The 26,040-nt window shown below is 50.1% G+C and carries 26 protein-coding genes and 1 pseudogene; 11 read left to right on the top strand and 16 right to left on the bottom strand.

The genetic code is table 11. The features are described from left to right. The first annotated feature begins 35 nt into the window (after window positions 1-35). The 7 genes and pseudogenes from RIG61_09915 to rplS all read left to right on the top strand — a co-directional run bounded on the left by RIG61_09915 (window position 36) and on the right by rplS (window position 5,327). Window positions 36-755: a metal-dependent hydrolase gene (locus RIG61_09915; GenBank protein MEQ9619475.1), complete on the top strand. Its 720-nt coding sequence runs from the start codon at window positions 36-38 to the stop codon at window positions 753-755. A 415-nt stretch (window positions 756-1,170) separates the two neighbouring features. Next, window positions 1,171-2,505 (top strand): signal recognition particle protein, encoded by a 1,335-nt coding sequence (gene ffh, locus RIG61_09910; GenBank protein ID MEQ9619474.1) that lies wholly within the window; start codon window positions 1,171-1,173, stop codon window positions 2,503-2,505. Window positions 2,506-2,567: 62 nt separating this feature from the next. Then, a complete protein-coding gene (gene rpsP, locus RIG61_09905; protein MEQ9619473.1) occupies window positions 2,568-2,804 on the top strand; it encodes a 30S ribosomal protein S16 in 237 nt (78 codons plus the stop codon). Between the two features lie 70 nt (window positions 2,805-2,874). Then, window positions 2,875-3,114 (top strand): KH domain-containing protein, encoded by a 240-nt coding sequence (locus tag RIG61_09900; protein ID MEQ9619472.1) that lies wholly within the window; start codon window positions 2,875-2,877, stop codon window positions 3,112-3,114. Window positions 3,115-3,134: 20 nt separating this feature from the next. After that, window positions 3,135-3,650 (top strand): ribosome maturation factor RimM, encoded by a 516-nt coding sequence (gene rimM / locus RIG61_09895; protein MEQ9619471.1) that lies wholly within the window; start codon window positions 3,135-3,137, stop codon window positions 3,648-3,650. 27 nt (window positions 3,651-3,677) lie between these two features. Beyond that, window positions 3,678-4,979, top strand: coding sequence for a tRNA (guanosine(37)-N1)-methyltransferase TrmD (gene trmD / locus RIG61_09890; protein MEQ9619470.1), 1,302 nt, complete (start codon window positions 3,678-3,680; stop codon window positions 4,977-4,979). 15 nt (window positions 4,980-4,994) lie between these two features. Further along, window positions 4,995-5,327: pseudogene (gene rplS, locus RIG61_09885) on the top strand (50S ribosomal protein L19). 545 nt (window positions 5,328-5,872) lie between these two features. Here the strand turns inward: rplS and RIG61_09880 are convergent. From RIG61_09880 to RIG61_09830, 11 genes are all read right to left on the bottom strand, one after another. Further along, window positions 5,873-6,670 (bottom strand): enoyl-CoA hydratase, encoded by a 798-nt coding sequence (locus tag RIG61_09880; protein ID MEQ9619469.1) that lies wholly within the window; start codon window positions 6,668-6,670, stop codon window positions 5,873-5,875. 136 nt (window positions 6,671-6,806) lie between these two features. After that, window positions 6,807-7,064: an ATP synthase F1 subunit epsilon gene (gene atpC, locus RIG61_09875; GenBank protein MEQ9619468.1), complete on the bottom strand. Its 258-nt coding sequence runs from the start codon at window positions 7,062-7,064 to the stop codon at window positions 6,807-6,809. Between the two features lie 91 nt (window positions 7,065-7,155). Then, window positions 7,156-8,556, bottom strand: a complete 1,401-nt coding sequence (gene atpD / locus RIG61_09870) for a F0F1 ATP synthase subunit beta (protein MEQ9619467.1) — start codon at window positions 8,554-8,556, stop codon at window positions 7,156-7,158. Window positions 8,557-8,581: 25 nt separating this feature from the next. Beyond that, a complete protein-coding gene (gene atpG / locus RIG61_09865; protein ID MEQ9619466.1) occupies window positions 8,582-9,466 on the bottom strand; it encodes an ATP synthase F1 subunit gamma in 885 nt (294 codons plus the stop codon). 41 nt (window positions 9,467-9,507) lie between these two features. Then, window positions 9,508-11,025 carry a F0F1 ATP synthase subunit alpha gene (gene atpA, locus RIG61_09860; GenBank protein MEQ9619465.1) on the bottom strand — a complete coding sequence of 506 codons (1,518 nt, stop codon included), beginning with the start codon at window positions 11,023-11,025 and terminating at the stop codon, window positions 9,508-9,510. A 32-nt stretch (window positions 11,026-11,057) separates the two neighbouring features. After that, the gene (gene atpH, locus RIG61_09855; protein MEQ9619464.1) at window positions 11,058-11,600 is read right to left on the bottom strand and encodes an ATP synthase F1 subunit delta; all 543 of its coding nucleotides are present in this window, start codon (window positions 11,598-11,600) and stop codon (window positions 11,058-11,060) included. After that, window positions 11,579-12,133: a F0F1 ATP synthase subunit B gene (atpF, locus tag RIG61_09850; GenBank protein MEQ9619463.1), complete on the bottom strand. Its 555-nt coding sequence runs from the start codon at window positions 12,131-12,133 to the stop codon at window positions 11,579-11,581. The genes atpH and atpF overlap by 22 nt, the downstream gene beginning before the upstream one ends. Then, a complete protein-coding gene (locus tag RIG61_09845) occupies window positions 12,130-12,645 on the bottom strand; it encodes an ATP synthase F0 subunit B (GenBank protein MEQ9619462.1) in 516 nt (171 codons plus the stop codon). Before RIG61_09845 ends, atpF begins: the two co-directional genes overlap by 4 nt. Before the next feature lie 22 nt (window positions 12,646-12,667). Beyond that, complete coding sequence (locus RIG61_09840) at window positions 12,668-13,939, bottom strand: cation:proton antiporter (GenBank protein MEQ9619461.1); 1,272 nt, start codon at window positions 13,937-13,939, stop codon at window positions 12,668-12,670. 202 nt (window positions 13,940-14,141) lie between these two features. Then, the gene (locus tag RIG61_09835) at window positions 14,142-15,101 is read right to left on the bottom strand and encodes a DUF1152 domain-containing protein (GenBank protein MEQ9619460.1); all 960 of its coding nucleotides are present in this window, start codon (window positions 15,099-15,101) and stop codon (window positions 14,142-14,144) included. Window positions 15,102-15,220: 119 nt separating this feature from the next. After that, window positions 15,221-16,642: a hypothetical protein gene (locus tag RIG61_09830; GenBank protein MEQ9619459.1), complete on the bottom strand. Its 1,422-nt coding sequence runs from the start codon at window positions 16,640-16,642 to the stop codon at window positions 15,221-15,223. A 182-nt stretch (window positions 16,643-16,824) separates the two neighbouring features. On the opposite strand from RIG61_09830, the gene RIG61_09825 reads away from it, so the two are divergent. Continuing rightward, the gene (locus tag RIG61_09825) at window positions 16,825-17,553 is read left to right on the top strand and encodes a transporter (GenBank protein MEQ9619458.1); all 729 of its coding nucleotides are present in this window, start codon (window positions 16,825-16,827) and stop codon (window positions 17,551-17,553) included. A 155-nt stretch (window positions 17,554-17,708) separates the two neighbouring features. On the opposite strand, the gene RIG61_09820 is transcribed toward RIG61_09825, so the two are convergent. Continuing rightward, complete coding sequence (locus RIG61_09820; protein ID MEQ9619457.1) at window positions 17,709-17,972, bottom strand: hypothetical protein; 264 nt, start codon at window positions 17,970-17,972, stop codon at window positions 17,709-17,711. Window positions 17,973-18,194: 222 nt separating this feature from the next. Between RIG61_09820 and RIG61_09815 the strand changes: the two genes are divergently transcribed. Then, the gene (locus tag RIG61_09815) at window positions 18,195-19,010 is read left to right on the top strand and encodes an AMP nucleosidase (GenBank protein MEQ9619456.1); all 816 of its coding nucleotides are present in this window, start codon (window positions 18,195-18,197) and stop codon (window positions 19,008-19,010) included. Between the two features lie 6 nt (window positions 19,011-19,016). Here the strand turns inward: RIG61_09815 and RIG61_09810 are convergent, their stop codons facing one another. The 4 genes from RIG61_09810 to tatC form a co-directional block, all read right to left on the bottom strand. Further along, the gene (locus RIG61_09810; protein ID MEQ9619455.1) at window positions 19,017-19,394 is read right to left on the bottom strand and encodes a glycine zipper family protein; all 378 of its coding nucleotides are present in this window, start codon (window positions 19,392-19,394) and stop codon (window positions 19,017-19,019) included. Between the two features lie 45 nt (window positions 19,395-19,439). Beyond that, window positions 19,440-20,123, bottom strand: a complete 684-nt coding sequence (locus tag RIG61_09805; GenBank protein MEQ9619454.1) for a hypothetical protein — start codon at window positions 20,121-20,123, stop codon at window positions 19,440-19,442. 154 nt (window positions 20,124-20,277) lie between these two features. After that, window positions 20,278-21,996 carry an AMP-binding protein gene (locus tag RIG61_09800; protein MEQ9619453.1) on the bottom strand — a complete coding sequence of 573 codons (1,719 nt, stop codon included), beginning with the start codon at window positions 21,994-21,996 and terminating at the stop codon, window positions 20,278-20,280. Between the two features lie 232 nt (window positions 21,997-22,228). Beyond that, complete coding sequence (gene tatC, locus RIG61_09795) at window positions 22,229-22,990, bottom strand: twin-arginine translocase subunit TatC (GenBank protein MEQ9619452.1); 762 nt, start codon at window positions 22,988-22,990, stop codon at window positions 22,229-22,231. 213 nt (window positions 22,991-23,203) lie between these two features. Between tatC and serA the strand changes: the two genes are divergently transcribed. Both serA and hisZ read left to right on the top strand, forming a co-directional pair. After that, the gene (gene serA, locus RIG61_09790; GenBank protein MEQ9619451.1) at window positions 23,204-24,790 is read left to right on the top strand and encodes a phosphoglycerate dehydrogenase; all 1,587 of its coding nucleotides are present in this window, start codon (window positions 23,204-23,206) and stop codon (window positions 24,788-24,790) included. Beyond that, window positions 24,791-26,038, top strand: coding sequence for an ATP phosphoribosyltransferase regulatory subunit (hisZ, locus tag RIG61_09785; protein MEQ9619450.1), 1,248 nt, complete (start codon window positions 24,791-24,793; stop codon window positions 26,036-26,038). Window positions 26,039-26,040 lie beyond the last annotated feature (2 nt).

The following is a 26,040-nucleotide window of genomic DNA, read 5'->3' as shown; positions in this document are numbered from 1 at the left end:
ATACACAGTTGTAATAAACGATTACGGAGGAAACAGTGGGAAGGCTCAATAAAGAAATCGAACTGACGTACCTGGGACATTCAACCTTTAAAATCAAATCGCCCGGCGGGAAAGTGACAATAGTGGACCCCTGGGTTATGAACAATCCGGCCTGTCCCGAGGATTTGAAGGAAGTCTGCGACGTCGACATAATTGCGGTCACACACGCACACTTCGATCATATAGGCGACGCAGTAGAGATAGGGAAAAAGCATCAGCCGAAGGTGGTAGGAATATTCGAGACTTGCGTATGGCTCAATTCGAAGGGGGTCGAAAACATATCGCCCATGAACAAAGGGGGCACTCAGGAAGTGGACGGAATAAAGTTCACCATGGTGCACGCGGACCACAGCTGCGGAATACAGGAAGAAGACGGATCTATAATCTACGGCGGCGAAGCGGCGGGATATGTAATTGAGTTTGAAAACGGCTTTAAGGTATATCACGCAGGCGACACGGCCGTATTCGGCGATATGAAGCTGATAGCGGAGATATACAAACCGGAACTGGCAATGATACCGATAGGCGATCTTTACACGATGTCCCCTCTCGAGGCATCGCACGCATGCAGATTCCTGTCCGCGAAATACGTCATACCCATGCATTACGCCACCTTTCCCGCGCTCACGGGCACGCCGGCCAAATTAAGAGAGCTGACAGGGGACATTAAAGGACTCGAAATCATAGAACTCAAGCCAGGTGATACACTGAGCTGACATCGCGACATAACATTGAGTCTTCCGCAATTCATAACAGAGATGGGAAATCGACCGCGCCAATCAAATTCATAATTTTATTTACACTTGTTATTTGCCGCGCATAAACGACGGCGTCGCGCGATTCGGGCTCTCCGGCAAGGGAGACAAGCAGGTAGAGGCGAGGCTCGAACGTGTACTCACCGCGGAATTCTCTATCGAGGAAGGAGAAAACTGCCCCGAATTCCTTTTACACCTATTCTTAAAAATTCATTCCGGAAGCGGTCTCGTCTTTCAGCGGACCCATCAATTACACATAGATGGAAATTTGTGAAAACCCCCTCTGGAAAGCGCTTTTAGGTTTGACAAGAGACCTCTCCTGTGCTAATAATTATCGTTTGGATTTTAAACAGGGGAGTTGTGTCTTTAGAGCGTTATGTTTGAAGGAATATCCGAGAAATTAAACTCTACTTTAAAGAAAGTCAGGGGTTACGGGAAGCTGAGCGAAAGCAATATTCAGGACGCCCTCCGCGAGGTACGCCTGAGCCTGCTTGAAGCGGATGTTAACTTCAAGGTTGTAAGGGAATTCGTAGATTCCGTCAAAAACCGCTCGCTCGGACAGGAGGTTATGCAGAGCCTCTCGCCCGGTCAGCAATTCGTAAAAATCGTACACGAAGAATTAATCAAGGTGCTGGGTGAGGAAAGCTCCGAACTGGACCTGAAATCCACACCTCCCGTGGGAATAATGCTCGTCGGACTCCAGGGATCGGGTAAAACCACTTCGGCTTCGAAACTGGCAAAACATCTCAAGGAAAAATTAAACAGAAGTCCTTATCTGGTTCCCGCTGACGTGTACAGACCCGCCGCCATAGATCAGCTCAAGGTGCTGGCGAAACAAACGGGGGCGGGGATATACGATACAAAGCCCGGCGAAAAACCCGTCGACATCTGCGTGAACGCAATGGAGGAAGCCCGGAACGGCGGTTACGACACCGTCATCATTGATACGGCCGGGCGGCTACACATAGACGAGGAACTGATGGATGAGCTCAGAAGCATAAAGGCGGATGTAAATCCTCATCAGGTGCTCCTCGTCGCGGACGCCATGACGGGACAGGATGCGGTTAACGTATCCTCAAGCTTCGACGAAGCGCTGGACATAGACGGGGTGGTACTGACCAAGATGGACGGGGACGCGAGGGGCGGCGCGGCGCTTTCTATAAAGGCCGTAACCGGAAAACCCATAAAATTTTTCGGAACGGGCGAGAAGCTCGATGCGCTTGAGGTTTTTCATCCCGACAGGATCGCTTCCAGAATCCTCGGTATGGGCGATGTGCTTACCTTAGTTGAGAAAGCGCAGACGGCATTCGAGGACAAGCAGGCCGAACAAATGGCCAAGAAGCTCCTCAAGAATCAGTTTACACTCGCTGACTTCCGCGAAGCGATGCTGGCAATGGGCAAACTGGGCCCGCTTGACAGCATGACCCAGATGATTCCGGGAATGAAGCAGATTGCCAACGACCCCAAAGCACTCGATATGGCCGAAAAAGAGATAAAGAAAAGTATCGCAATCATAGACTCGATGACTGAAAAAGAGAGACTTAATCATACAATACTGAACGGGAGCAGACGGAAGAGAATAGCCGGAGGAAGCGGGACTAAAGTGCAGGATATTAACCGACTTATTAAAAACTATATGCAGATGAGGGGCATGATGAAGAATATGGGGAAGATGGGAAAGATGGCCAAAAGAATGATGAAAATGATGTAGTTAAGTTAACATTACTAACAAAAGAATATATAATATCATCAGGCAATTAAGGAGGTAAAAGTATTTTGGTAAAGATCAGACTTATGAGAATCGGATCCAAGAAAAGGCCTTTTTACAGGATTGTGGCTGCGGATTCACGTTCGCCCAGAGACGGGAAATTTCTAGAGATTCTGGGTTATTATGACCCCAAGAAAAAACCGCATGTTCTTGAAGTCAACACCGAAAGGGTAAAAGACTGGATATCCAAAGGGGCTCAAACATCCGAGAGAGTAGGAAAACTGATCTCCGAGTTAAACTAACCGCTGAGACTGAAACGGTATAGAAAATACTTAAAGATAGTTGTTACACAACACAGGGGAGGTATCAGTTATGGATAAGCTTACAGACCTTGTTGCTCTTATTGCGAAATCTCTTGTGGATAACCCTGACCAGGTCGAGGTACGCGAGGTTTCGGGCGAGCAGACAGCTGTTCTCGAGTTAAAGGTTGCTCAGGAAGATCTCGGAAAGATCATTGGGAAACAGGGGAAAACCGCAAAAGCGATAAGGACAATCCTTAGCGCCTCAGCCGCGAAAATGAGAAGGCGGGCCGTACTTGAGATCCTGGAATAATTGATACCCCATCCGTTGAAATGGGTCTCATAAAATACGGAAAGATCACCAGGGCACACGGGATATCAGGGGAGGTAAAACTTACACCCTTCAGCCGCGAGCTTCATAGCCTTTCCTCACTTAAGACAATTTTCATTGAGACGGGGCCCGGCCTGAGTCCGGTAGAGACCAGAGTTCTACAATGCAGGCCTCACAAGAGCTCGGCCATAGTAAGACTAGAAGGTGTAGATTCCGTAGACGACGCGGATAAACTAACCGGGAAGAATGTCTATATAGACAATTCCCAGCTTCCCCCGCTTAAAGAGGACGAATTCTACTGGTTCCAGCTTATAGGCCTTGATATTTATACCGATGACGGGCGTTATTTGGGAGAGGTTCAAGAGCTGATTGACAGGGCATATCAAAGCGTGCTCGTCGTAAAGGACGGAGATAAAGAACTCCTTATTCCGCTTACGGAGCCTTTCGTAAAGGAAATCAACCTCAAAGAGTCAAAAATAATAACATCCAATTTAAAAGGGCTTATTATTCAGGAATAAATAAACTCCACCTTCTTACCTAAAGTTATGAAATTCGACATTATAACAATATTTCCGGAATTCTTTGAGTCCCCTTTTTCTTTCGGAATCTTTCAAAAGGCCCGGGAGAAAAAACTGATGGAAATGAATGCGCATGACTTGAGGGATTTCACCGAAAACAAGCACAGAACCGTTGACGATACACCGTACGGAGGCGGGGGCGGGATGCTCATGAAGCCCGAGCCGATCGGGAAGGCGATAGACAGCATAAAAAGGAAGGACCTGAAATCGGTTGTAATTCTGACCACGCCGGGGGGGGAGATATTCACGGACCGGACCGCGAGGGAGCTGTCCCGATTCGATCAGCTCGTTATCATTTGCGGCAGGTACGAAGGAATAGACGAGAGGGTAAGGGACGCGTATGTCGACAGGGAGATTTCAATCGGGGATTATGTGCTGTCAGGCGGGGAGTACGCAGCTTCCGTGATTGTCGACAGCGTGGCAAGGTTCATTCCCGGAGTCCTGGGCAACGCGCAGTCCCCGGAAAGCGAATCGTTTAAAGACGGGCTTCTGGAGTACCCTCAGTATACAAGGCCTGAGAGCTATGCGGGCAGGAAGGCCCCGGAGATTCTACTTTCAGGACACCACCAGGCCGTAAGCCAGTGGAGAAGAGATCAGAGTCTGGAAAAAACCTATATCAAAAGGCCCGATCTACTGGACCGGGCGAAAATATCCCTCGAAGACATAAACCATATAAAAACCCTTAAAAGAACGCACTCCCCTTTTTTCAGGGCGTATATTGCATTAATTCATTATCCCGTATACAATAATCGGCTTACTGTTATAAATACCGCGTTCACAAACCTGGATGTACATGATATATCCAGGGCGGGAACTACGTACGGGATCAGGAAGTTCTATCTCGTGCAGCCCAATCCCGAACAGCAGAGGCTGGCCGAACGCGTGTTGAAACATTGGACCGATGGTGAGGGGGCGTCGCATAACAGGTCGCGGTCGAGGGCACTCGAGTTTGTCGAAATTAAAGACACACTCCAAGACGCGGTGAAAGATATAGAAAGCGCCGAGGGACAGAAACCGAGGATCGTGGTAACGGACGCCCGTCCGCGGGAAAACATGATCGGTTACGGGGAGCTCAGGGAAAAGATGTTTAAAAAGGAAAACGAGCCGTACCTGATACTCTTCGGAACAGGCTGGGGATTGGCGGAAGATATACTCAAAAGCGCCGATTATACTTTAAAACCGGTGAGCGGCTACACGGATTACAATCACCTTTCGGTCAGGAGCGCAGCAGCAATAATAATGGACAGATTATTCTCATGTGCAATATGAGAAGGGAGAAGTAAGATGAACCTTGTAATAGAAATTGAAAAATCCATGATGAGAACGGACCTTCCCGATTTCCGCGCGGGGGATACGGTCGCCATACACTACAAGATTAAAGAGGGCGACAGGGAGAGAATACAGGTCTTCGAGGGCGTGGTGATAGCTAAGAAGGGCGGAGGCGTGCGGGAGACCTTTATCGTGAGAAAGGTTTCTTACGGCGTCGGAGTTGAAAGGATATTCCCGCTTCACTCGCCGCTGATTGATAAGATCGAGGTTAAGAGGAAGGGTAAGGTAAGAAGGGCGAAGCTCTACTACCTTAGAGGCCGCTCGAAGAAGGCCAGCAGAATCAGGGAAAGGTCAAGATACGATCAAATAGGCGCTGAAAAGAAATCCCCGAAAACGGCGGCTGCTGAACCGGTAGCAGAGGAAGCTACGCCCGAAGCAACTGAAGAAACAGCTACCGCGGAGTAAATCCGCTTCTATATCCAGAATATACAATAGTATCCCGGACTGGTACGGGTAACGGTCGGCCCGCAAGAAGCAGTTCTGAATTGCATAATCCCGCAGCGGGATTACGGATGGAGCTTGGACGTGATGCGGTAATGGTCACAGATTAAAGTGGATTCGGGATTCCCCGATGACGAGCACCTTTTTGCTCCCTATAAGGATTCACCCCGTTATCACAAATCATCGATTTTAACCAGCGTGTCGTTTTCAAAACAGAGATACGGGGCAGGGTATTACCGTTCATAATTTCCCGTAATTTTGTTATACTTCGGGATTGATTCAGATTCGAGCCGCGTATCGAAAGCGCGGAATGCCCCCTCTAACAGGTAAATCCTGAGAAAAACAGATACCCGCCAGATTCTAACCCTGAATTGTTAAGGGTATAAGAAATCCTACTTGCCCTGCCAGACCGGTTCCCGTTTCTCGAGAAAAGCGTCTATACCCTCTTCGGCGTCACGGGCCATCATATTCTCCACCATTACCCGGCAGCAGTGCTCATAGGCTCCCCCCAAATCCTTATCCAGCTGCTCGTAAAAGGCCTTTTTACCAATCTTGAGCGTAAGGGGGGATTTCGAGGCAATTTTCTCCGCCAGCTCATATGCCGCCTGATCGAGCTCCTGAGACGGCGCAACACGGTTAACGAGCCCCATTTCATAGGCGCGGGCGGCAGAGATGAAGTCACCCGTCAATAACATCTCCATAGCCTGTTTCCTGGCGATATTACGCGAAAGGGCGACCATAGGGGTGGAGCAAAATAGGCCTATATTGACGCCCGGGGTGGCGAATCTCGCGCTCTCGTCGGCAACCGCCAGATCGCACGTAGCTACCAGCTGGCAGCCTGCCGCCGTGGCGACACCGTGAACCTTGGCAATCACGGGCTTGGCGCAATTAATTATGGAAAGCATCATCCTGGCGCTGGTCTGAAAGGTTTTCTCATAGAATGATTTTTCAGGATTTGCCCTCAGATCCCTCATATCGTGGCCGGCGCAAAATCCCTTTCCCGAACCTGACAGAATTACAACCCTGACAGAAGGGTCACCGGACAGCGATTCGAACTCCTCGATGAGAGCTTCCATGCAATCAATTGAAAGAGAGTTATACGATTTAGGCCTGTTAATTATCAGATCACATATCGCACCGTTATCGCTCCTGATTACAAGATCCTCTGCGTTTGTATTTATTAACTGCATTAAAAGCCTCCAATGTGCAGGGAATGTTAATGGGGAATATTAATAATATAGTATACCAAGAAGGTATCGGCTAGTTCAAACAGTTTTTCAGAAAGGGACCGGGAACAGGATGGATTAGTCGAACAGGGGGCGGGTTTCAGTCCGTACTCACTCTATCCGTCAGAACCGTTACTTTGTCGTCTCTTACCTCGGCGAGCCCGCCTTCAATGATGAGCTTTTTCTCAACCGCGTCTTTTTTGTACTTAAGCTCACCCGCACTCAGGGTGGTAATGAAAGGCACGTGGCCCGGCAGGACTCCGAATTCACCAACCTCGCCCGGGGCCACTACTTCATCCACCCTGTCATCAACAACAAGCTTGACTGGTGTGATTACCTGAAGATGAATTTCCGCCAATTTTTATCTCCTCAATTACGTCAGCTCTCAAATAGAAACACTTAAGCTACCCCGGAGTCAAATCGGATGCCCGGGGTCTCGCGGGTTTCAATTAAGATACGATCTGTTTTGCTTTCTCGTGCACTTCTTCAAGATTCCCGACCATGTAGAAAGCCTGCTCGGGGACCTCGTCCATATTGCCGTCGATAACCTCTTTAAAGGCCTCGATCGTCTCCTTAATCGGAACATACTTACCGGGCGTTCCGGTGAACTGTTCGGCAACGTGGAAGGGCTGAGAGAGAAACCGCTGCACTTTTCTCGCCCTCGCCACAACGAGCTTGTCCTCCTCCGAGAGCTCGTCCATGCCGAGGATCGCGATTATTTCCTGAAGCTGCTTGTAGCGCTGGAGAACCTCCTGTACGTCACGCGCCACCTGATAATGCTCCTGTCCCACGATGTTCGGATCCAGGATTCGGGACGTCGAATCGAGCGGGTCAACGGCGGGGTAAATTCCAAGCTCCGTGAGCTGACGCGATAAAACGATCGTACCGTCGAGGTGAGCGAACGTGGTTGCGGGAGCGGGGTCAGTAAGGTCGTCCGCGGGAACGTAGATAGCCTGAACCGAGGTAATAGAGCCTTTCACCGTCGATGTAATTCTCTCCTGAAGCTCACCAAGGTCTGTAGCGAGCGTTGGCTGATAACCCACCGCTGAGGGGATTCTTCCAAGGAGCGCCGACACCTCGGAGCCTGCCTGTGTAAACCTGAATATATTGTCGATAAACAAGAGAACGTCCTGTCCCTGCTCGTCCCGGAAGAACTCAGCGAGAGTGAGCGCCGTCAGGGCTACCCTTGCCCTCGCTCCCGGCGGCTCGTTCATCTGCCCGAACACAAGTCCTGTGTTTCCGATAACGCCCGATTCCTTCATCTCCATCCAGAGGTCGTTTCCTTCACGGGTCCTCTCTCCGACTCCACCGAAAACGGAAACACCGCCGTATTCCTTGGCGACGTTATGTATAAGCTCCATCAGGAGAACAGTTTTCCCCACACCGGCGCCGCCGAAAAGACCGATCTTTCCTCCCTTGAGGAACGGGGCGATCAGGTCGATAACCTTGATGCCGGTCTCGAACAGCTCGAGCTTGGTGCTCTGCTCGACGAACTCGGGGGATTCCCGGTGAATGGGCCAGCGCTTCTCGGTGGCGACAGGGCCCATTTCGTCAATCGGCTCGCCTACTACGTTAATCATACGTCCGAGGGCTTCCTGGCCTACGGGAACCGTTATGCCCTCTCCGGTGTTAACCACGTCCTCGCCCCTTCTGATCCCTTCTGTCGAATCCATGGCGATGCAGCGTACGCGGTTGCCTCCCAGCTGCTGGGCCACCTCTACAATCAAATTCCATTCCTGATCGTTAATCAACGGGTTGGTAAGTTTAAGGGCCGTATAAATCGGCGGAAGGCCGCCTTCCTTGAATTCAACGTCAATAACAGGTCCCATAACCTGAATGACCTTTCCCATTTTGTTGCCGTTACTTGATTCCACTTTAATCCGCTCCTCCTTTCCTTAAAGCCTCGGTACCGTTCACGATGTCCATGAGCTCGGTAGTGATCATTGCCTGTCTGGTTTTGTTGGCTAAAAGGGTAAGTTTTTTTATAACGTCGTCCGCATTATTGGTGGCGTTTTCCATCGCTGTCATTCTCGAAGCATGTTCGCTTGTCAGCGACTCCTGAATCGCCCTTTGAACGCGGATCCGTATGTATTCTTTAAGAACTTTTTTTAATACGGCTTTCCTAGTCGGCTCGTAGAGATAGTCAATCGGAGGGGAATCATCTTCATTTTCCGCCTCAGGTTCGATCGGAAGAATCTTCTCATAAACCATGACCTGAGTAAGAGCCGATTTGAAGAAGTTGTAAACGAGAATTATTTCATCGCTTTCTTTCTTTATATATTCCTCGGTCAGCGCGGAGGCTACCTTTTCGGCGATCTCCTCATAGTTCCTTTCCGTTATCCCGGTGTAACTGTCCGCCACATCCACCTTCGTTCTGACGAAATGGTCTCTCCCCCTCCTGCCGAGGAAGGTGTATTTTATCTCCTTGTAGTGCTTCCCGTCTGTCACCACATAGGTCTCGAGCTTTCTTATAAGACTGCTGTTGAAGCTCCCGCAAAGCCCCCTGTCCGAAGTCATAAACACGAGGTGAAGCCTGTCTCTCTGTTCGGGTCTTCTGAGAAGCGGGTTCCATTTCGGATCGCAGCGTTTGGCTATGTTCAGCGTTATGTCCTGAATCGCGTCCGAATAAGGCCTGAAGGCCAGAAGAAGGTCCTGGGCCCTTCGCAGCTTCACCGCCGAAATCAATTTCATGGCGCTCATTATTCTCCGAGTGCCCTTTACGCTGCTGATCTTCGATCTAATCTGTCTTAGGCTGGCCATTTTATGTAATCTGTCTCTCCGGTTAGGGTTTTAAGTGCCGTTTATGTGAGATCCCCAAGCTGATTCTTGAGCTCGTCAAGCGCCTTTACGATACCCTCTTTTAAATCATCGGTAATCTCTTTCTTGGCTCTTATGTCCTTGAGGAGATCCGGGTACTTGGATTCGAAGAACGAATAGAGCTCTTTCTCATACTTCTTGACCGAATCGGCCGGATAATCGTCCACATAGCCGTTGGTTACCGCAAAAATTATCAGTATCTGCTTTTCCACTGCCAGAGGCTCGTACTGCCCCTGTTTAAGGGATTCCACAAGCCTGCTACCGCGGGCAAGCTGCATCTGCGTCGCCTTGTCGAGGTCAGAGGCGAACTGAGAAAACGCCTCCACCTCCCTGTACTGCGCCAGGTCAAGCCTGAGCGTACCGGCAACCTTTTTCATGGCCTTTACCTGCGCCGAGCCGCCTACCCTGGATACTGAAAGACCTACGTTAATAGCCGGTCTTACGCCTGAGTAAAAAAGGTCGCTCTCGAGGTAAATCTGGCCGTCAGTAATGGAAATAACGTTCGTAGGGATGTAGGCCGACACATCGCCCGCCTGGGTCTCGATTATCGGAAGCGCCGTGAGTGATCCTCCTCCGTCTTCGTCCCTCATCTTGGCGGCGCGCTCAAGCAGTCTCGAGTGAAGATAGAAAACGTCACCCGGATATGCCTCACGCCCGGGGGGACGCCTTAAGAGCAGGGAGAGCTGACGGTATGCCCATGCGTGCTTGGTGAGGTCGTCGTAGATAATCAGCGCGTGTCTGCCGGTATCCCGGAAATATTCTCCGAGCGCGCACCCGGCGTAAGGGGCTATGAACTGAAAAGGCGCGGGATCGCTCGCGTTTGCGGCCACGACGGTCGTATACTCCATCGCGCCGTGCTCTTTTAATTTATCGACAACCTGCGCCACGGTCGACTGCTTCTGACCTATCGCCACATAAATACAGTAAACGTCTTCTTCCTTCTGATTGATGATCGTGTCGACCGCAATAGCCGTTTTCCCGATCTGGCGGTCGCCCAAAATAAGCTCCCTCTGTCCCCTTCCTATCGGTATCATCGCGTCGATAGCCTTGATCCCCGTCTGTAGCGGCTCGTTAACGGACTGTCTGTACACGACGCCTGGGGCTTTAACCTCGATCGGTCTTGTTTCCGAAGTCTTGATCTCGCCCTTTCCGTCTATAGGCTGCCCGAGCGCGTTAACCACTCTCCCCTTCATATCATCCCCTACGGGAACCTCGGCGATTTTCCCGGTCCGCTTTACCATATCGCCTTCCTGGACTTCCTGGTCCTCGCCGAAAAGAGCGATACCGACGTTGTCCTCTTCGAGGTTAAGCACGAGCCCCATAGTCCCGCTTGAGAATTCCACCAGCTCTCCGGCCATCGCCTGATCCAGACCGTATGCGCGCGCTATGCCGTCCCCGATCGATATAACGGTCCCGACTTCAGATGTTTCGATCTTGGTTTCGTAACCTTTAATTCTATTTCTCAGTATTTCTCCGATTTCTTCTACTTTCATTTCCTGCATATTTCTTCGCTCCTTTAAAAATTAGAAGGATTTCATGATCGAGATAGTACTCCCCTTACCCTTTCGAGCTGGGCTTTTATACTACCATCTAACACCTTATCTTCAACCTTTGTTATTATCCCCCCGATGATGGACGGGTCAACTTTAGAGGTAATTTCAACTTCCTGACCTATAACTTTTGTAAGCGCGCTCTTGATACGCGCAAGATCGGATTCGGAAGGCTCGGTTGCCATGATTACTTCCGCCCTTAATTTCCCCGACGCTCTTCTGAGCTTTTGTATGACAATCTCCTCGGATTTCACAAGGGACTTGAACCTGTCGAGCTCAACCACCAGGTTCAGAAAATTCACACTCAGTTTGTCATAACCCTTTTTCGAGCCCACGTCATCTAAAATTCCCTTTCTTTCAGAAAGATCAAACGTGGAACTCCAGAGGATATTCCTTACTTCTTCATTGTCGCTCAGAAGACGGAAGAAATCCTCCATGTCGGAAGTTACCAGCTCAAGGCTTCCTTCTTCCTTAGCGCTTTCGATGAGCGCTTCAGTGAGGTCTCTCAGTGTTGCGATTGATGCCATTTTTGTCCCTCTATATTTTTAGTGAATTCTTCTATGAATCTTTCCTTGTCCGACTCCCCCAGGCTCTCTCTTATTATTCTTTCGGCATGTCCAAGCGCAATATCTACAACCTCGGTCTGGATCTCGTGCCTCGCCCTCTCCACCTCGAGCGCTATCGTTTCCCTGGCCTCCTTTTTAATATTTTCGGAAGCCGCCTCGGCGTGTCTCATAATTTCAGCCCTTTCGGTCTCACCCTGCTTGGTAAGGGTATCCTTGATGCTGTTTATTTCCCCTTCTATCGCCTTTAACTTCTGCGCGTATTCCTCATACCTAGCCTTTGCCCCCGTTATGGTTTGCTGAGCCTCATCTATCTCCTGTGCGATGTTTCCGCGCCTTTCAACCAGAAAATTCCTGACTGGCGTTTTAAGGAAGTAGACAAGCACACCGAGAAGGATTATCAGGTTTACGGCATGCTCCATAACATAACGCCAGTTAAAAGCACCGCCCTCTGAAGCTCCTGTAATCAGTAGATTTATTATTCCAAAGTCCGTCATACTCCCGCCTCCTTGCCCAGAATTTTGGACGCGATATCCCTGGCCAGCAATTCCACGTCGCCCTTGAGTTTTTCCTTTATCCGTCCGGTGTCGGCTTCAAGCTTACTCTTAGCCTCCTCTATAACACCCGACGCCTCCTGTCTCGCTTCGGAAATTATTCCTTCGGCTGCCGTTTCCGCTTCACGGAGTATTTTGGTGCGCTCCTCCTGAGCCCGGGCTCTCGCCTCGGAGAGCTTTGCATCGTATTCCTCTATTATCTCCTTAACCTTTTCCTCAAGCTCTCTGGCCTCTTCAATCGCTCCTCTGGTCAGCTTTTCCCTGCGGTCGATCAGCTTGATGAAGGGTTTGAAAACAAGGGCGTTCAAGACAAAGATCGCGGCTAAGAAAATGACGATTTGTATGAATACCGTTTTATTAACGCTCAGCAAATCTTCTCCCGCCGCGGCGGCGTCAACAGCGGTCAAGATTATGAGTATGAATGTAAAAAGGACTGCGTATTTGGTTCGCCTCATATGATACATATCTCCTTTGAAATCAATCAGCCCCCTGAGCTGCTTCACTTTTTTGCGCAAACCCCATTTTAAGCAGAGGCGGGGCGATAAAGGTAGTCAGCATGACCATTACGGTTACAGCTGAAAAGAGCTGTGAGTTAAAAACACCGTAGGTCAGACCCACCTGGGCGAATATAAGCCCAACTTCGCCCCTCGGGATCATTCCATAGCCTATCACGCTCTTCTTAATACCTTTTTGAAATACAGCCCAACCGCTTACAAATTTACCCACTACAGCAACAATGAAAAGTATTCCGGCAATCATTAGTATAGGAATATTCTCTCTCACAAAGGGATTGAACACGGTTACGTCCACCGCGGCGCCTACCATAATGAAGAATATTGGCGTAAAGACGTCCGAGACAGGCTTGAGACGCTCTTCTATGGATTTGAACTGATTGGTATTAGCCAGAACCAGTCCGGCCGCAAACGCGCCCACTATCGGTGCAAGCCCGACTGCGCTCGCAAGAAAGGCGAAAATAAACGCAAACGCCAGCGCGCTCAGAAGGAGCACGCCGCGTACGCGCATCTTATTTACCAGGTCGAATAATCTCTTGGAGGTGAGATTGCCGATTACGACGGCCGCTACCAGAAAACCGAAGGATTTAAGGAATATTATAAAGACTCCGCCCGCGGTCATAGCTTCACCGCCGCCCTTGGATGACTCTATGATTCCACTCACAACACCCAGGATTATAAGGCCCAGAATGTCGTCTATTACGGCCGCCCCAAGTATTATCTTCGCCTCTCCGGTCTGAAGACGATTCATATCCGACAATACCCTTGCCGTAATACCCACACTTGTGGCCGTAAGCGTCGCCCCCGCGGTTATAGCTATGAGTATCATCAGTGACGGGTCTAAATCCCCCATCAAACCGTACTTTTCGAATGCCAGAACACTCCCGAACCCGAGGACAAACGGAACCACTACGCCTACAACGGCTACGGATGCGGAAGCAACTCCGACCTTGAGCATGTCCTTGAGGTCCGTCTCAAGACCGATTTCAAACAGCAGTATAGCGACCCCTACCTCCGCAAGTAGGTGAAATATGTCATATCCGGCCATCCCGGCCTGTGAAGGGACGAGGGCGAGGACGCTTGCCCCGAGAATAACCCCCGCCACAAGCTCTCCCAGAACTGCAGGCTGCTTGATACGCTCCGCCAATTCTCCGAAAACCTTGGAAAAAATAAGTATGAGCGCAAATGCAATAAAAAATTTTTCTACCGGGTAATGACCGACTTGTTCTAGACTCATTAACGGGTTTGATTCCTCAAGAGCAGAAATTAAAAAATCGTAAGTATTTAACCCGAAATAGAGATACTGTCAAACAGGGCGCGGCAACTGTTTTTTCAGCGAAGAGCCATGCTTCGCGCCGCCGTTCTCGAAAAACCGCCGAATTTACGGCCAGCTCCCATTTAAGAAAACGCCGAAACGAACTCAAAACCGGGGCCGGCGCTCAGACTGCGCCTTTTCCCTCCTTTATCCTGTCCAGCTCAATGTCAAGCTCGGTGCGGATCCCGATGGAATGAAGGGCTTCATTCGCCTCTTCAAGACTGCGTGTATTAATGACGGAACGAGCCATGCGCGATAATTTTTCATACACTACGCCGGGAGAGAAATAGAATGTAACGGTAGAGGACATGGACAGCCTTACCCGCCTCGTGCCGCTCCTTATCGTGGTATCGGAGAATTCCCCCTTCGCGTAGAGCGCGGGCATGCGGCTGGCCTCGGTCGGAACGACCTGAATAAGCCTATCCAGGAGCCGCATGGCGTCCCGGGTGATTCCCCAGCCGCCGAGAAGACCCCCTTCCCTTGCAATGATTTTCATTGATTTTTCCAGCTCTTCCTGAGTAAGCTCACCGTCACTGCCGAAACCGAAAAGCCCCATCATCGCAGGCGTCCTGGTTTCGATTATGGAAAAAGCGGCGGTCATGATGGAATCGGCGAGAGGGCTCATCAGCCCGGGCTCGTCACCGCGGGCCAGGAAATCCCCACCCACATCTATGCCCACTATTAAGTCCGCGCCAAGCTCCTCTGCCGCGCCCAGAATACCCTCGGCGACAGCCTTCGGGCCCGAATGTATGCCTATAAGCAGTGTGTCCGCTCCCAGAACCTCGGCCACCCCCGCCTCCGCAAACCTGACGCCGGTGCTTGTAACCGTATTCGCGTTGGCAGACCATACGACATCGTTCAGCTTACGCGCATTTTTAGTCTCCTCGTATCTTCTCGGGCCGGGGGCGGGGTCTATTACGGACCTCTCCCACGAGAGCCCGCCCAGTACGCACTCTATACCGGACATACCGAGCAGGTCGGCAGTGGGTATGGTTCCGACTATATCCCCTCCGCCGCCTATACCGATTAAGATTGCCTTACTCGTATTTCCGATTATTTCACGGAGCGATTTACTTGCCGCCAAATTCCCTCTCCTTATGAAGGTTAGTTGAGAAACTATCCTGATAATCTACTGAACGGTCAGGAAGTTTCAACGATTTCCGGAGCCGGTGGGAGAATCTTACAGGGAGAACAGCGCGAATACTACGATCTCGGTTCTTCGAGCAGTATAAAAAGCACGTTATCACTGAATGCAGGGGATTTGGTAAGTCCGAGATGATCCGTAAAAAGAAACATCACATTAGACCATTTTATAGGGGATACGAGGCCCGGCGTCCAGTAGTTTCCGACTCTCTCATCCATGAGCGCGCTTGAGCGTGTTACGGTGCCGTCTCCGGGGCTGTAATCCGAGACTTCGAACTTACCGCTACCGGTATCCACCTTTACCTCGGACCCGGTAAGGATAGCGTCGCCAGCGATGAGATAAAGCGTCAAAGCCTCGGGAGGCTCGGCGGGGATGTCTATCGCCCGCTGAAACTCTTTCCCTCTTTCGAGGGATTTTGTTAAATGGTCGAGGGCGATTTCACGTCTCTTCCGGGCTTCAGGCACATCCGGCAGGAGCCACTCGAGCACATAGTCCTGTCCGGGATCCGCAAGGCCCCAGCCGAGCCTTGCCCAGACTTCGGGGTCGAATAAATCTATCCTGTTTCCATCCTGATCCGTGACAAGCCCGTGTCTCGTCCTCGGGAGCTGCTGATAGAGAGAGGGCATGGTGCCTATTACAGCGGGCTCGTATTTCGGCAGGAAAAGACCTATATCCCGTCCGAGGGCCAGAGTCTCTACGGCACCGACAGCGCCCGCGTTCGGAGTGCCTATGATTATCACTTTTTCCACGTACTCGGCGCCAGCCCATGTCACTTCAGGCGGAGAGCCGTCCCGGGGGAGGTCCTCATCACCGTAGCGGAGGAAATATCTGGTGAGCAGCCCTCCCATGGAATGGGCAACTATATCGAATTTGATTTCGTCCCTCTCGATACGCCGTTTTTTATACTCCTCAGCTATGTAATCCCTCTTTTTCTGAATAAATTTCTTTAGTCTTTTGGCGTTTTGGACATTATCGAGCCTCCAGTCATAATCGAACTGAAAGCAGGTGAAATGATCGTCCCCGTAGTTTATCTCGTTCAGCTTGTTGGACGCCAGGGATTCGTCCAGATAACCGCCCGCTCCGAGAGTGCTCAATATATTAATATAGGCGTTTAGCTCAATGGGCAGTCCGAACAGGCTGACTTTCACCCTGTCGAGCGCGCCGTCCGGGTGAACATCGTCCGTAAGCTCCTCGATAGGAACGCCTTCTCTCATCGGTATGGCGACAAGCCTGGCTCCCTCGGGTTTCTCCGGGTCCGCGGTGCCCTTATCGAACGCCCCCCAGACAAGCTGGCCGCTCTCACCGTCTCTCAATCTGGACCCCAGTATTCCGGGAATAACTATTACGGGGTTTCCTAACTCATGGGTGCGCATTGCCGCGCTCGAATATATCCCCCCCAGATCGGGAGGGTTGTACTCTCCCCTGCCGCAGCCGAGCATAACCGCTAGTGGAACAATTAATGCTGTGACAAGCTTTTTCATGTCTAACCCTCTTTTTTGCCGAATCAATACCGACGAACATTGAATTATGACGCGTCTATAAAGTATATGGATTTAATTTATATTAAAAAGGTTCGTAAAGTTCCGCATATTAAATTGTAATATACTCGAATTAACATTTTTCTGCTGTTAAAATGCTCCCTATATGACCGAGGAGCCAGCCTGTGTCTGACCCGCTTGAGAAAGTACTGACCTATACACTTATACCTGTTGTTGCGACTATAGCGGGCGGTATTATAGCCGCGTTCCGCTCGCCGGGGGAAAAAACACGTATATCGGTACAGCACTTTGCCGCGGGCGTTGTGTTTGCCGCCGTAGCGGCGGAGCTGCTGCCGGAGCTGGTGACCAATCTGAGAGTAATTCCGCTTCTCCTGGGGTTCTCTAGCGGAGTGGCCTTGATGCTCGCAGTAAGATGGGCCATGGGAAGGCTCGAGAAAAAAAGAGAAACGGGGAAAAAGGGCGCCGGAGGGCTTCTCGTGGCGTCGGGAGTGGATGTATTTATAGACGGGCTTCTGGTCGGTATAAGCTTCGATATAGGCTTGAGGGAAGGGATAATAATCACGATCGCGCTTACAATCGAGCTTCTCTTTCTCGCGGTTTCCGTCGCCTCCTCACTCGCCAAGGAGAACGCCGGCAAAGCGAGGATCATTGCTTCGACTACGCTTCTTGCGCTGCTGGTACTGGCAGGCGCTACACTCGGAGGCACATTGCTCGAGGGTCTGTCAGGTGGAGGGCTCGAGGTTATTATAGCGTTTGCGACAGCCGCGCTACTTTATCTGGTCACAGAGGAGCTACTAGTTGAGGCGCACGACGGGCCCGATACCGCCTTTACAACGGCTATGTTCTTCGTGGGATTCCTTTCGATACTCATACTCGAAAGCCTTACCAATTAAATATTAATTACGAGGGTCCTGCAAAAATTGAAGATAATATCTCAATTCGAGCTATTTCAAACAAGCAGATTTCAAGGGATATTAGCATAATTAAAAACTGCTGCTAAGTCCCGCCGTGAGTATCAAAAAAGAAATAATAGATAGGCTACAGATCCTCATTCAGCAAATTCAATGCCGAGCCTGACCTGCTCAATCGCCTGATTTACAAGCTCAAGAGCCCTTACTCTGTGTCCGCCCTTATCGGGCGAGGAAACTTCCAGACTAACCCGGGCGGAATGCAGAGACCCGAGGGCCTGTTCCATATTTGGTTGATACGACCGTGCATTTGCCGATCCGAACATGTTGAATGTGCCGAAAAGCACCAGGGCAAAGAACACACCCGCAAAAAAAGGCAATGAAGTCTTGATTATTTTTGACATTACATTCCTCCTGGCTGCATTTGAAAAGCAAGGCTAAATACTCAATCACCGCATAATTCTAGCACCGGGCGTTTTCAACCACAATGCCTGAATTTTAATCGTGAGATTAAAATTTATATTACGGCATGCGCCGTCCAGCTATCGGAATCACGGACTTTATAATTTGAAATAAATCAATCACAAAGCTAAAGTTAATCCAGGGCATCTTTACAGAGATATAACATGAAAAAATTCAGAAATTCTTTGCCGGGAGCCGGTGTGCCTCCGGACGTGAAAGCAGGGATAGCCCGGAACTGGCTTCCGAGATATACCGGGATGCCGCTTGAGGAGTTCGGAGAGTACATTCTTCTGACCAATTTTCATAACTATGTCACAAGGTTCGCCGAAAAATTCAAGTGCAGGATTCACGGGCAGGGAATGCCCATGCAGGCAGCCACGAATAAAAACGGACTTTCCATAATAAACTTCGGAATGGGGTCTCCCAACGCGGCTACCGTAATGGACCTTCTGACCGCTGCAAAACCCAAGGGCGCGCTGTTTCTCGGGAAGTGCGGAGGCTTAAAAAAATCAACCGAGCTGGGACATTTCATTCTGCCGATAGCGGCAATCAGGGGTGAAGGAACGAGCGGGGATTACTTCCCTCCGGAAGTGCCGGCTCTGCCTTCGTTTAAACTGCACAAGTTCGTCTCGGAAAAGATAGCAGGACACGGTTACGAATACAGAACAGGGGTGGTCTACACCACAAACAGAAGGGTCTGGGAGCACGATGAAGAGTTCAGGGATTATTTGAAAGCCATAACAGCTATCGGAATCGATATGGAGACGGCTACGATCTTCATCGTCGGACATCATAACGATATACCCCGCGGAGCGCTTTTACTTGTATCGGACGTCCCGCTTACTCCGGAAGGGGTTAAAACGGGGGAGCTGGACCTCAAGGTGACGAAGGAGTGGTCGGAAATACACCTTCAGATCGGGATAGACGCCATGACCGAGATCGGGGATAAGGGCGAGAAGATAAAGCACTTCAACTATTGAATAGCCTCAGTTAAGCACTTTGTAGCCCCTGCCCCTCATACAGTTTTTATAAACCTCGTCCTTGTCCTTGCTATTTTTGTAAACGCTCATCCCCCCTCCGGCCACGCCGCCGATAACCGCGCCTATACCCGCTTTTTTGCCCGTTTTCCCGCCGATCACTCCGAGTAGCGCGCCCGTCCCGGCCCCGACCCCGGCCCCAATAGCCGTGTCTTTCGCAATATTCCCGGCGCCTTTGCCGCTATCCTTCGCGATTGCCTTACATTCGGCGTTATCCCTGTAGTACTTATCTTCATTCTTTATGCTCGCGGGATCGATCACGGGGTCGGCAAGCGCGTGGCTTGCGGGAATTATCAATAGTAATACAAGGTAGATTAAATTTTTCATAAGAATGCCCTCCTTTTTATTCCGGCTTCGTAACATATACTCAGATCATTTAGCGGCAGAGGCCTCTTCGTATACCTCGACAAAATCACCGCCTATAGGCTCGCCGATTTTGTACCCGTTAAAACGCTCATACTCCTGTACATCGAAATCCCGTACGGTAAGGCTGCATACGCTTCTCTCTTTTTCGGGATAGCAAGAATAGGAGATCATGGAGCCTGCAAGGGTCAGGGTATCGCCGTCTACCTTGAGTGAGGGGATAAGGGAGAAGTTGTTCACTTCAAAGCCGCCCTTGTCGTTTTTTCCGACCCGGTAGACACCGCCGAACTCCACACCCTTCGACTCTTCGGGTTTTTCGTCTCCCTCTTCGAGCACGGTGACACTCCTCACCTCTTCCTGTATCATAGCGCTGCCTCCCAGATCGTTGACCATATCCACAATATCGATTGTGATTTCGCGGTCGGTTTTCCCGTCTTTGGTATATGTGATCACCTGCTCGACCGGTATCTCGAAATCCCCGTCTCCGAGATCAAGCGCTTTCCCGTAACGCCTCTCTTTCTTAACGGACATTCCGTCCTCCTCGCCTTCAGTAACAAGGGTCTTTCCTGAAAGGAGACTGTCGTATAGTTTTCTGAACTCCTGGATGTTGAGCGATTCTCCGGCCAGGGAGCCGACGGCAGGCGTAAACGTGATAAATGCTGAGATTACCAAAAATAATGAGAGCCTTTTCATTTCTTCCTCCTCTTGAAATTCATGTACACCTTCCCATTTTACCAAAACCGGGCTCAATAAAAAAGATTCTCATCCGGTATTCAGAAATCAGACCGGATACTAGTGACTTAAAAAACTTGAGATTCGCCAGCTTTTATATCGGGAAGAAAAACTCTCAGCGCTTAATCTTATAGCCCGCTTTTTCCCTGTCCCAAGTGTCTTTGGTAACTCCCTTTTCGCGGAGCTTATTTTTCTGAACCCTTTCGGTTCCGGTTTTTGGAAGGGATGTTTCAAAACGGATGAATCTCGGAAGCATGAAGTGCGGCATTTTAGGCTCGAGAAACTTCATGAGCTTCTTCGGGTCTATCTTCTTTCCTTTCCTGGGCACAACTACTATCATTACCTCATCCTCGGCATACCTTCCGCCCTCGGACTTTACGCCTATAGTGCCCGATTCCTCTATGTCGGGATGCGAGTTTACGATTTTCTCGACCTCAAAGGAGCTGATGTTCTCGCCCCTTCTTCTGATGTAGTCCTTTACCCTGTCGACGAAATAGATGTATCCGTCCTTGTCCATCCTGCCTGCGTCCCCTGTGTGGAACCAGAAGTTTCTGAAGTCCTGAACGGTTTTCTCGGGCATCTTGTTGTAGAAATGAAGCATGATATTAGGGGTTCTCGGACGGACGATTATCTCCCCTATCTGCCCCCTGGGAACTTCTTCGTCTGTCTCCGGGTCGGCGATTATTATCTCGTAACCCGGAGCCTCCTTACCGCAGGACCCAACCCTGAACGGCTCGCCCGGCCTCATCCACGTGCACTGCCCTATCTCGGTGAGACCGTACCCCTCCATAAATTTTATATTGAACCTCTTCATAAAATCCTCGATTATATCGTGAGGAGCCGGGGAGCCTAGCACGAGCTTTACATTGTGCTGCTTCTCCTCCGGCACAGGCGGGGTATTCCACATGAAATACGCCATAGTGCCGACGATATTGAACTTCGTAACGCCGAAATCCTTGATCCATTTCCAGAACTGGCTCGCGCTGTATTTTTCAACGACAACGGACTTCGCCCCTTTAATAAGGGCGGGGTAGACGGACATGACCATGGCGTTCGAATGATAGAGCGGGAGGCACGTGAAGCATACGTCTCGGGGACCCACGTCCATTATCTCTGCGTAATTCCTGGCGCTCGAATAATCGGCGGCGCACGGCCTCATCACCCCTTTCGACCTTCCTGTGGTCCCGGACGTGTACATGAGGCGCGCGTAGTCCATGAATGTTACCTCAACCCCGGGGTCCGAGCCTTTCTGTGAACTTATAAATTTGGAATAGGAGATCATCTTCCTGAAATTAAACCCATGCTTGTCGAATTTCCCGGAGCCGCTCCTGGTCCACACTATTACATTCATCAATTGCGGCAGCTTTTTGGCGATAGGCGTCATTCTGTCAAGATATTCCTCGGCTATGAAAAGCACTTTTGAATCGGAGCTGTCCAGTATGTACTGGAGAAAATCCATTTTGTACGCTGTGTTTATAGGAACCATTACTGCGCCTATTTTCAAAATACCGAACCACGTAATGACGTAATCGTCCGAATTCGGCATATAGACGGCTATTTTATCCCCTTTTTTGTACCCCATTTTCAGGAGGCCGTTCGCGATCTTATTCACGAGCTGATTAGTCTGATAGAAGCTGAGCGGTTTGTTGTACCCGAATTGAAGAAACGGCTTCTTGCCTAATTTTTTCGCCTGCTCCTTTAATATATTGGGAAGTACCCAATTCCTTTTATCCTGATTCAGATACCATTCAACGTCGAACTTGCCGTTTTCTCTTTTATAATTAATGGGATGCCTTAAATCCCTTGTCTTTTTTCGGGCGGGCTTGCGAGCCATACCGGTCACCTCTTTAACGGGGATCAAAAAAATTCAGGCGGACGACTATCAATCCGGAATAAGGATTTCGTTCTCCCGCAATTTTCATTTTCTACTTTATTTTCTTATAAGGAAAAGTCAAGCTTCCGGGACGGGAATCATATAACGCCCCTGAGGGAAGAAAGTAAATCCCGGTTTAATCTGAATTCGAATGCGCAAAAACGCTTTTATGAGGGGGTAAGAACGCAATCTTCTAGTCAGGGACGCCGGAATCGTCCGGATTCGCCTCCGCGCGCTTCTTTCCGAACATCCACGCGACCAGAATTCCGAGCTCGTAGAATACGATTATCGGAACGAACATGAACATCATCGATACGGCGTCGGTAGTCGGCGTCAGCAAGGCGGCCGCGACGGCGCTCAGGAGCAGCGCGTACTTTCTTTTCTGCCTGAGCCAGGCGCTGGTTACGACCCCTACTCTGGCCAGGACAAAAATTACGAGCGGGAATTCGAAAATTATCCCGAAGCCTAAAATAAGAGCCATAAGAAACGAAAGGGCTTCCCTTATGGAGGGGAAAGCCTTTACATACTCGGATGAATACTCGTTGAGAAGGAACCTGAACGCGGGGGGAGCGGCGACGAAATAACAGAATGCCGCGCCCAGGGCGAAGAATAACGTTCCGAAGAAGATAAAAGGTATCACTATCTGCTTTTCGTGCTTGTAAAGAGCGGGGGCAACGAACTTCCAGCCCTGATAGAGAATAAACGGGACTGCCGCGAACAGCGCCACGAATAAAGACACTTTCAGGTAGGTAATGAACCCTTCGGCAGGCCTTGTGAATATAAGGGAGCTGCCCTCGGGGAGATTGTCTATTATCGGCCGCATCAGGAAATCGAAAATCGCGGTTGAATATACGTACGCGGGAATGAATAAAACCACTACCACGATAAGCGACCACAATATCCTGAGCCGGAGTTCGCCCAGGTGATCCAGAAACGACATTTTAGATTCTTTCATAGCGCCGGGACAATATTAACTTAACGGATTGATGTTCTCAATTATCCGCGCGAATAACCGTCCTGTAATTGCTTGTAGCGCTCGAAGATAAATAAGCCGGTTAAAAAAAGCAGTTTATCCGCACAGGTAGAGCTGGTAAATTGACAACAATTCATAGCTCGCATATATTGTTATCCCGTTAAAATAATCCCTTGAAAGCACTTGGAGGCAAAATTGAAAGTATTGATTACGGACGGAATGGCCAAGGAAGGTTTGAGCATCCTTAAATCCGCCAAGGGACTTGAGCTTGATGTAAGAAAGAGCACGCCCAAAGAAGAATTAATGGAAATAATCGGTAATTACGACGCAGTAATAATAAGGAGCGCGACCAAACTCACCTCCGACCTCATCGAAGCGGGAAAGAACCTGAAAGCGATCGGGCGGGCGGGCATCGGTGTGGACAACGTGGATGTAGAGGCCGCCACCAGGAAAGGGATAGTGGTTATGAATACGCCCGAGGCCAACGCAATAACTACAGCAGAGCATACGGTTACGCTTATGCTCTCACTCGCCAGGCAGATTCCCCAGGCCCACGCATCGCTTAAAGCCGGGAAATGGGAAAGAAGCAAATTCAAGGGGATAGAGATATACGGAAAGACGCTCGGCTGTATAGGGCTCGGCAACATAGGGAAGCTCGTCGCCGAAAGGGCTATCGGGCTTAAGATGAACGTAATCGCCTACGACCCGTTTTTGTCGAAGGACGCCGCCGAAAAACTCGGTGTGGAGCTTGTATCGCTCGACGATCTGTTGAAAAAAGCGGACATTATAACCATACACACGCCTCTGACAGCGGAGACAAAAGACCTCATAGATAAAAAATCACTCGAGAAGACAAAGGACGGCCTGATTCTGATAAACTGCGCCCGGGGCGGAGTCGTAAACGAAAAGGATATAACCGAGGCTATAAAATCCGGGAAGGTGGCGGGGGCGGCGTTCGACGTATATGTAAACGAGCCGCCCGAAGAGGGAAACCCCATCTTGACGCTTGAGGATAACGTGGTTTTCACCCCGCATCTGGGCGCGTCCACAGGCGAGGCTCAAACAAAGGTGGGAGTGGCAATCGCCGAGCAAATAGTGGATTTTTTACTCAACGGGGTGGTTAAAAACGCGGTGAATATGCCTTCTGTAAGCCTGGAGCTCCTTAAGACGATGAGACCGTATCTCAATCTGGCGGAGAAACTCGGCAGTCTCCAGGGACAGCTGTGCAAGGGAGGAGTAAAGGAGATACACATAGAATACGACGGCGAGATTTCTGAGCTCGACACCTCTCCTATAACCGTATCCGCCTTAAAGGGCTTTCTAACTCCCATGATGGACGTCGTGGTCAGCCACGTGAACGCTCCGGTAATAGCCAAGGAAAGGGGAATAAAGGTAGTCGAGGCTAAATCCTCAAAAACCAAGGATTTTACGAGCTTAATTTCGATGAAGGTGATAACGGAAGAGGGCGAAAGTCATGTCGCTGGCACGATTTTCGGGAAGGAAGAGCCGAGATTCGTGAGAATTAACGGCGTTACCATAGATGTAGTCCCCAAGGGATATCTCCTGGTGAGCGAGAACTACGACAGACCCGGTTTCATAGGATCAATGACTTCGCTTCTAGGAGAAAACGGGGTGAACATAGGGCTTCTCCACCTGGGAAGGGAATCAATCGGCGGACGGGCGATAGTTTTTACGAATGTTGACTCTCCCGTTTCTCCGGAAGTAATTGAGAAAATTATGAATCTTCAGGATATTATTTCCGTCACGCAGGTCAAAATTTAAATGATAAACCGCCTCAGTCTGCCCCAGGGTGTCAAGGACTACACTCCTGAAAAAGCAGAAGAGCTCAGAAGAATAGAGGAAGGGCTGCTCGCAGAGTTCGCAAGGTGGGGGTACAGAAAAATAATCACCCCGCTTTTCGAATACCTAGACCCTTTATCGATCGGCCTCGGAGACGAGCTAAAGAATAAGGTAATGAAGTTTGTCGACCCCTCCTCCGGCGAAGTGGTCGCCCTCAGGCCCGATATAACGCCGCAGGTAGGAAGAATAGTAGCAACGCAGATGAAGGACCACAGCTCTCCGCTGAGACTTTGCTACAACGGCAGGGTGGTCAGGTTCGAAGAAAAGGGGAGCGGCAAGGAGAGGGAGATTTTCCAGGTCGGATGCGAGCTGATCGGTCTCCAATCGGCGGAGGCGGACGCGGAAATTATAGCGCTCGGCGTCAAATCCCTCGGTAAATCGGGCATAAAAAATCTGGTCCTGGATATAGGACATACGGGGATACTGAGACACTTGCTCAGGGAAACAGGTGAGCGGAGAGGGGACATCGAAGAGGCGCTTAAAAAAAAAGACCAGGAGGCTCTTTCGAGAGCAATTAAAAATTCTAAGGCGCCCAAAGGCACGAAGGACACATTAATGTCCCTGCCCTCCCTCTTCGGCGGAAGGGAAATACTCAAAGAAGCGAAAAAGATCAGATCCATAAGCAAGTACATAAACGAGCTGGAGAACGTACTGAGCGTTATAGGCGACTACCAGTCCGATTGCGATATCAATATAGACCTGGCCGAGATAAGGGGATTCAATTATTACACGGGCGTCACATTTGAAATCCTTTCCCGTGATATCCCGGCTCCTCTGATAAGGGGGGGCAGATACGACGAGCTGATGGGGAAATACGGTCATGACTCGCCCGCTACCGGGTTTGCCGTGGATGTAGAATCCCTCCTGAACGCGTACAAGAAAGACCTCGAGAACAATCAGATACACTTCGTTGTTATTCCTAAAAAATCAGGCCTGAGGCGTGAGGCGATCAGGCTTGCCGAATGGCTCAGATCCAGCGGTTTCAAGGTGGTGCTGGATCTGAATCTGAACCCGGAACAAAGAGAGCTGAGAATCAAGGAAAACCGGGCCTCGAATTTCTACGGCGTCATTCTGCTTGAGACACCCCGCAAACTCAAGCTGATCGAATCCAGAAGGGGTGCCTGCAAAGAATTCTCGAATCTCGAGGAACTCCTCAAAGGGGGAATCTGAGA

The sequence above is a fragment of the Deltaproteobacteria bacterium genome (assembly GCA_040223695.1).
Taxonomy (GTDB): Bacteria; Desulfobacterota_D; UBA1144; order Nemesobacterales; family UBA2774; genus JAVKFU01.
This window is presented reverse-complemented; position numbering and strand designations above follow the sequence as displayed.

What these genes read in the sequence shown, in the direction of transcription:
- ffh (MEQ9619474.1), top strand. Translation starts at nt 1,171, where the DNA reads ATGTTTGAAGGAATATCCGAGAAATTAAACTCTACTTTAAAGAAAGTC.
- RIG61_09900 (MEQ9619472.1), top strand. Translation starts at nt 2,875, where the DNA reads ATGGATAAGCTTACAGACCTTGTTGCTCTTATTGCGAAATCTCTTGTG.
- rimM (MEQ9619471.1), top strand. Translation starts at nt 3,135, where the DNA reads ATGGGTCTCATAAAATACGGAAAGATCACCAGGGCACACGGGATATCA.
- trmD (MEQ9619470.1), top strand. Translation starts at nt 3,678, where the DNA reads ATGAAATTCGACATTATAACAATATTTCCGGAATTCTTTGAGTCCCCT.
- RIG61_09880 (MEQ9619469.1), bottom strand. Translation starts at nt 6,670, where the DNA reads ATGCAGTTAATAAATACAAACGCAGAGGATCTTGTAATCAGGAGCGAT.
- atpD (MEQ9619467.1), bottom strand. Translation starts at nt 8,556, where the DNA reads ATGGGAAAGGTCATTCAGGTTATGGGACCTGTTATTGACGTTGAATTC.
- atpG (MEQ9619466.1), bottom strand. Translation starts at nt 9,466, where the DNA reads ATGGCCAGCCTAAGACAGATTAGATCGAAGATCAGCAGCGTAAAGGGC.
- atpA (MEQ9619465.1), bottom strand. Translation starts at nt 11,025, where the DNA reads ATGCAGGAAATGAAAGTAGAAGAAATCGGAGAAATACTGAGAAATAGA.
- atpH (MEQ9619464.1), bottom strand. Translation starts at nt 11,600, where the DNA reads ATGGCATCAATCGCAACACTGAGAGACCTCACTGAAGCGCTCATCGAA.
- atpF (MEQ9619463.1), bottom strand. Translation starts at nt 12,133, where the DNA reads ATGACGGACTTTGGAATAATAAATCTACTGATTACAGGAGCTTCAGAG.
- RIG61_09845 (MEQ9619462.1), bottom strand. Translation starts at nt 12,645, where the DNA reads ATGAGGCGAACCAAATACGCAGTCCTTTTTACATTCATACTCATAATC.
- RIG61_09840 (MEQ9619461.1), bottom strand. Translation starts at nt 13,939, where the DNA reads ATGAGTCTAGAACAAGTCGGTCATTACCCGGTAGAAAAATTTTTTATT.
- RIG61_09830 (MEQ9619459.1), bottom strand. Translation starts at nt 16,642, where the DNA reads ATGAAAAAGCTTGTCACAGCATTAATTGTTCCACTAGCGGTTATGCTC.
- RIG61_09820 (MEQ9619457.1), bottom strand. Translation starts at nt 17,972, where the DNA reads ATGTCAAAAATAATCAAGACTTCATTGCCTTTTTTTGCGGGTGTGTTC.
- RIG61_09815 (MEQ9619456.1), top strand. Translation starts at nt 18,195, where the DNA reads ATGAAAAAATTCAGAAATTCTTTGCCGGGAGCCGGTGTGCCTCCGGAC.
- RIG61_09810 (MEQ9619455.1), bottom strand. Translation starts at nt 19,394, where the DNA reads ATGAAAAATTTAATCTACCTTGTATTACTATTGATAATTCCCGCAAGC.
- RIG61_09805 (MEQ9619454.1), bottom strand. Translation starts at nt 20,123, where the DNA reads ATGAAAAGGCTCTCATTATTTTTGGTAATCTCAGCATTTATCACGTTT.
- RIG61_09800 (MEQ9619453.1), bottom strand. Translation starts at nt 21,996, where the DNA reads ATGGCTCGCAAGCCCGCCCGAAAAAAGACAAGGGATTTAAGGCATCCC.
- tatC (MEQ9619452.1), bottom strand. Translation starts at nt 22,990, where the DNA reads ATGAAAGAATCTAAAATGTCGTTTCTGGATCACCTGGGCGAACTCCGG.
- hisZ (MEQ9619450.1), top strand. Translation starts at nt 24,791, where the DNA reads ATGATAAACCGCCTCAGTCTGCCCCAGGGTGTCAAGGACTACACTCCT.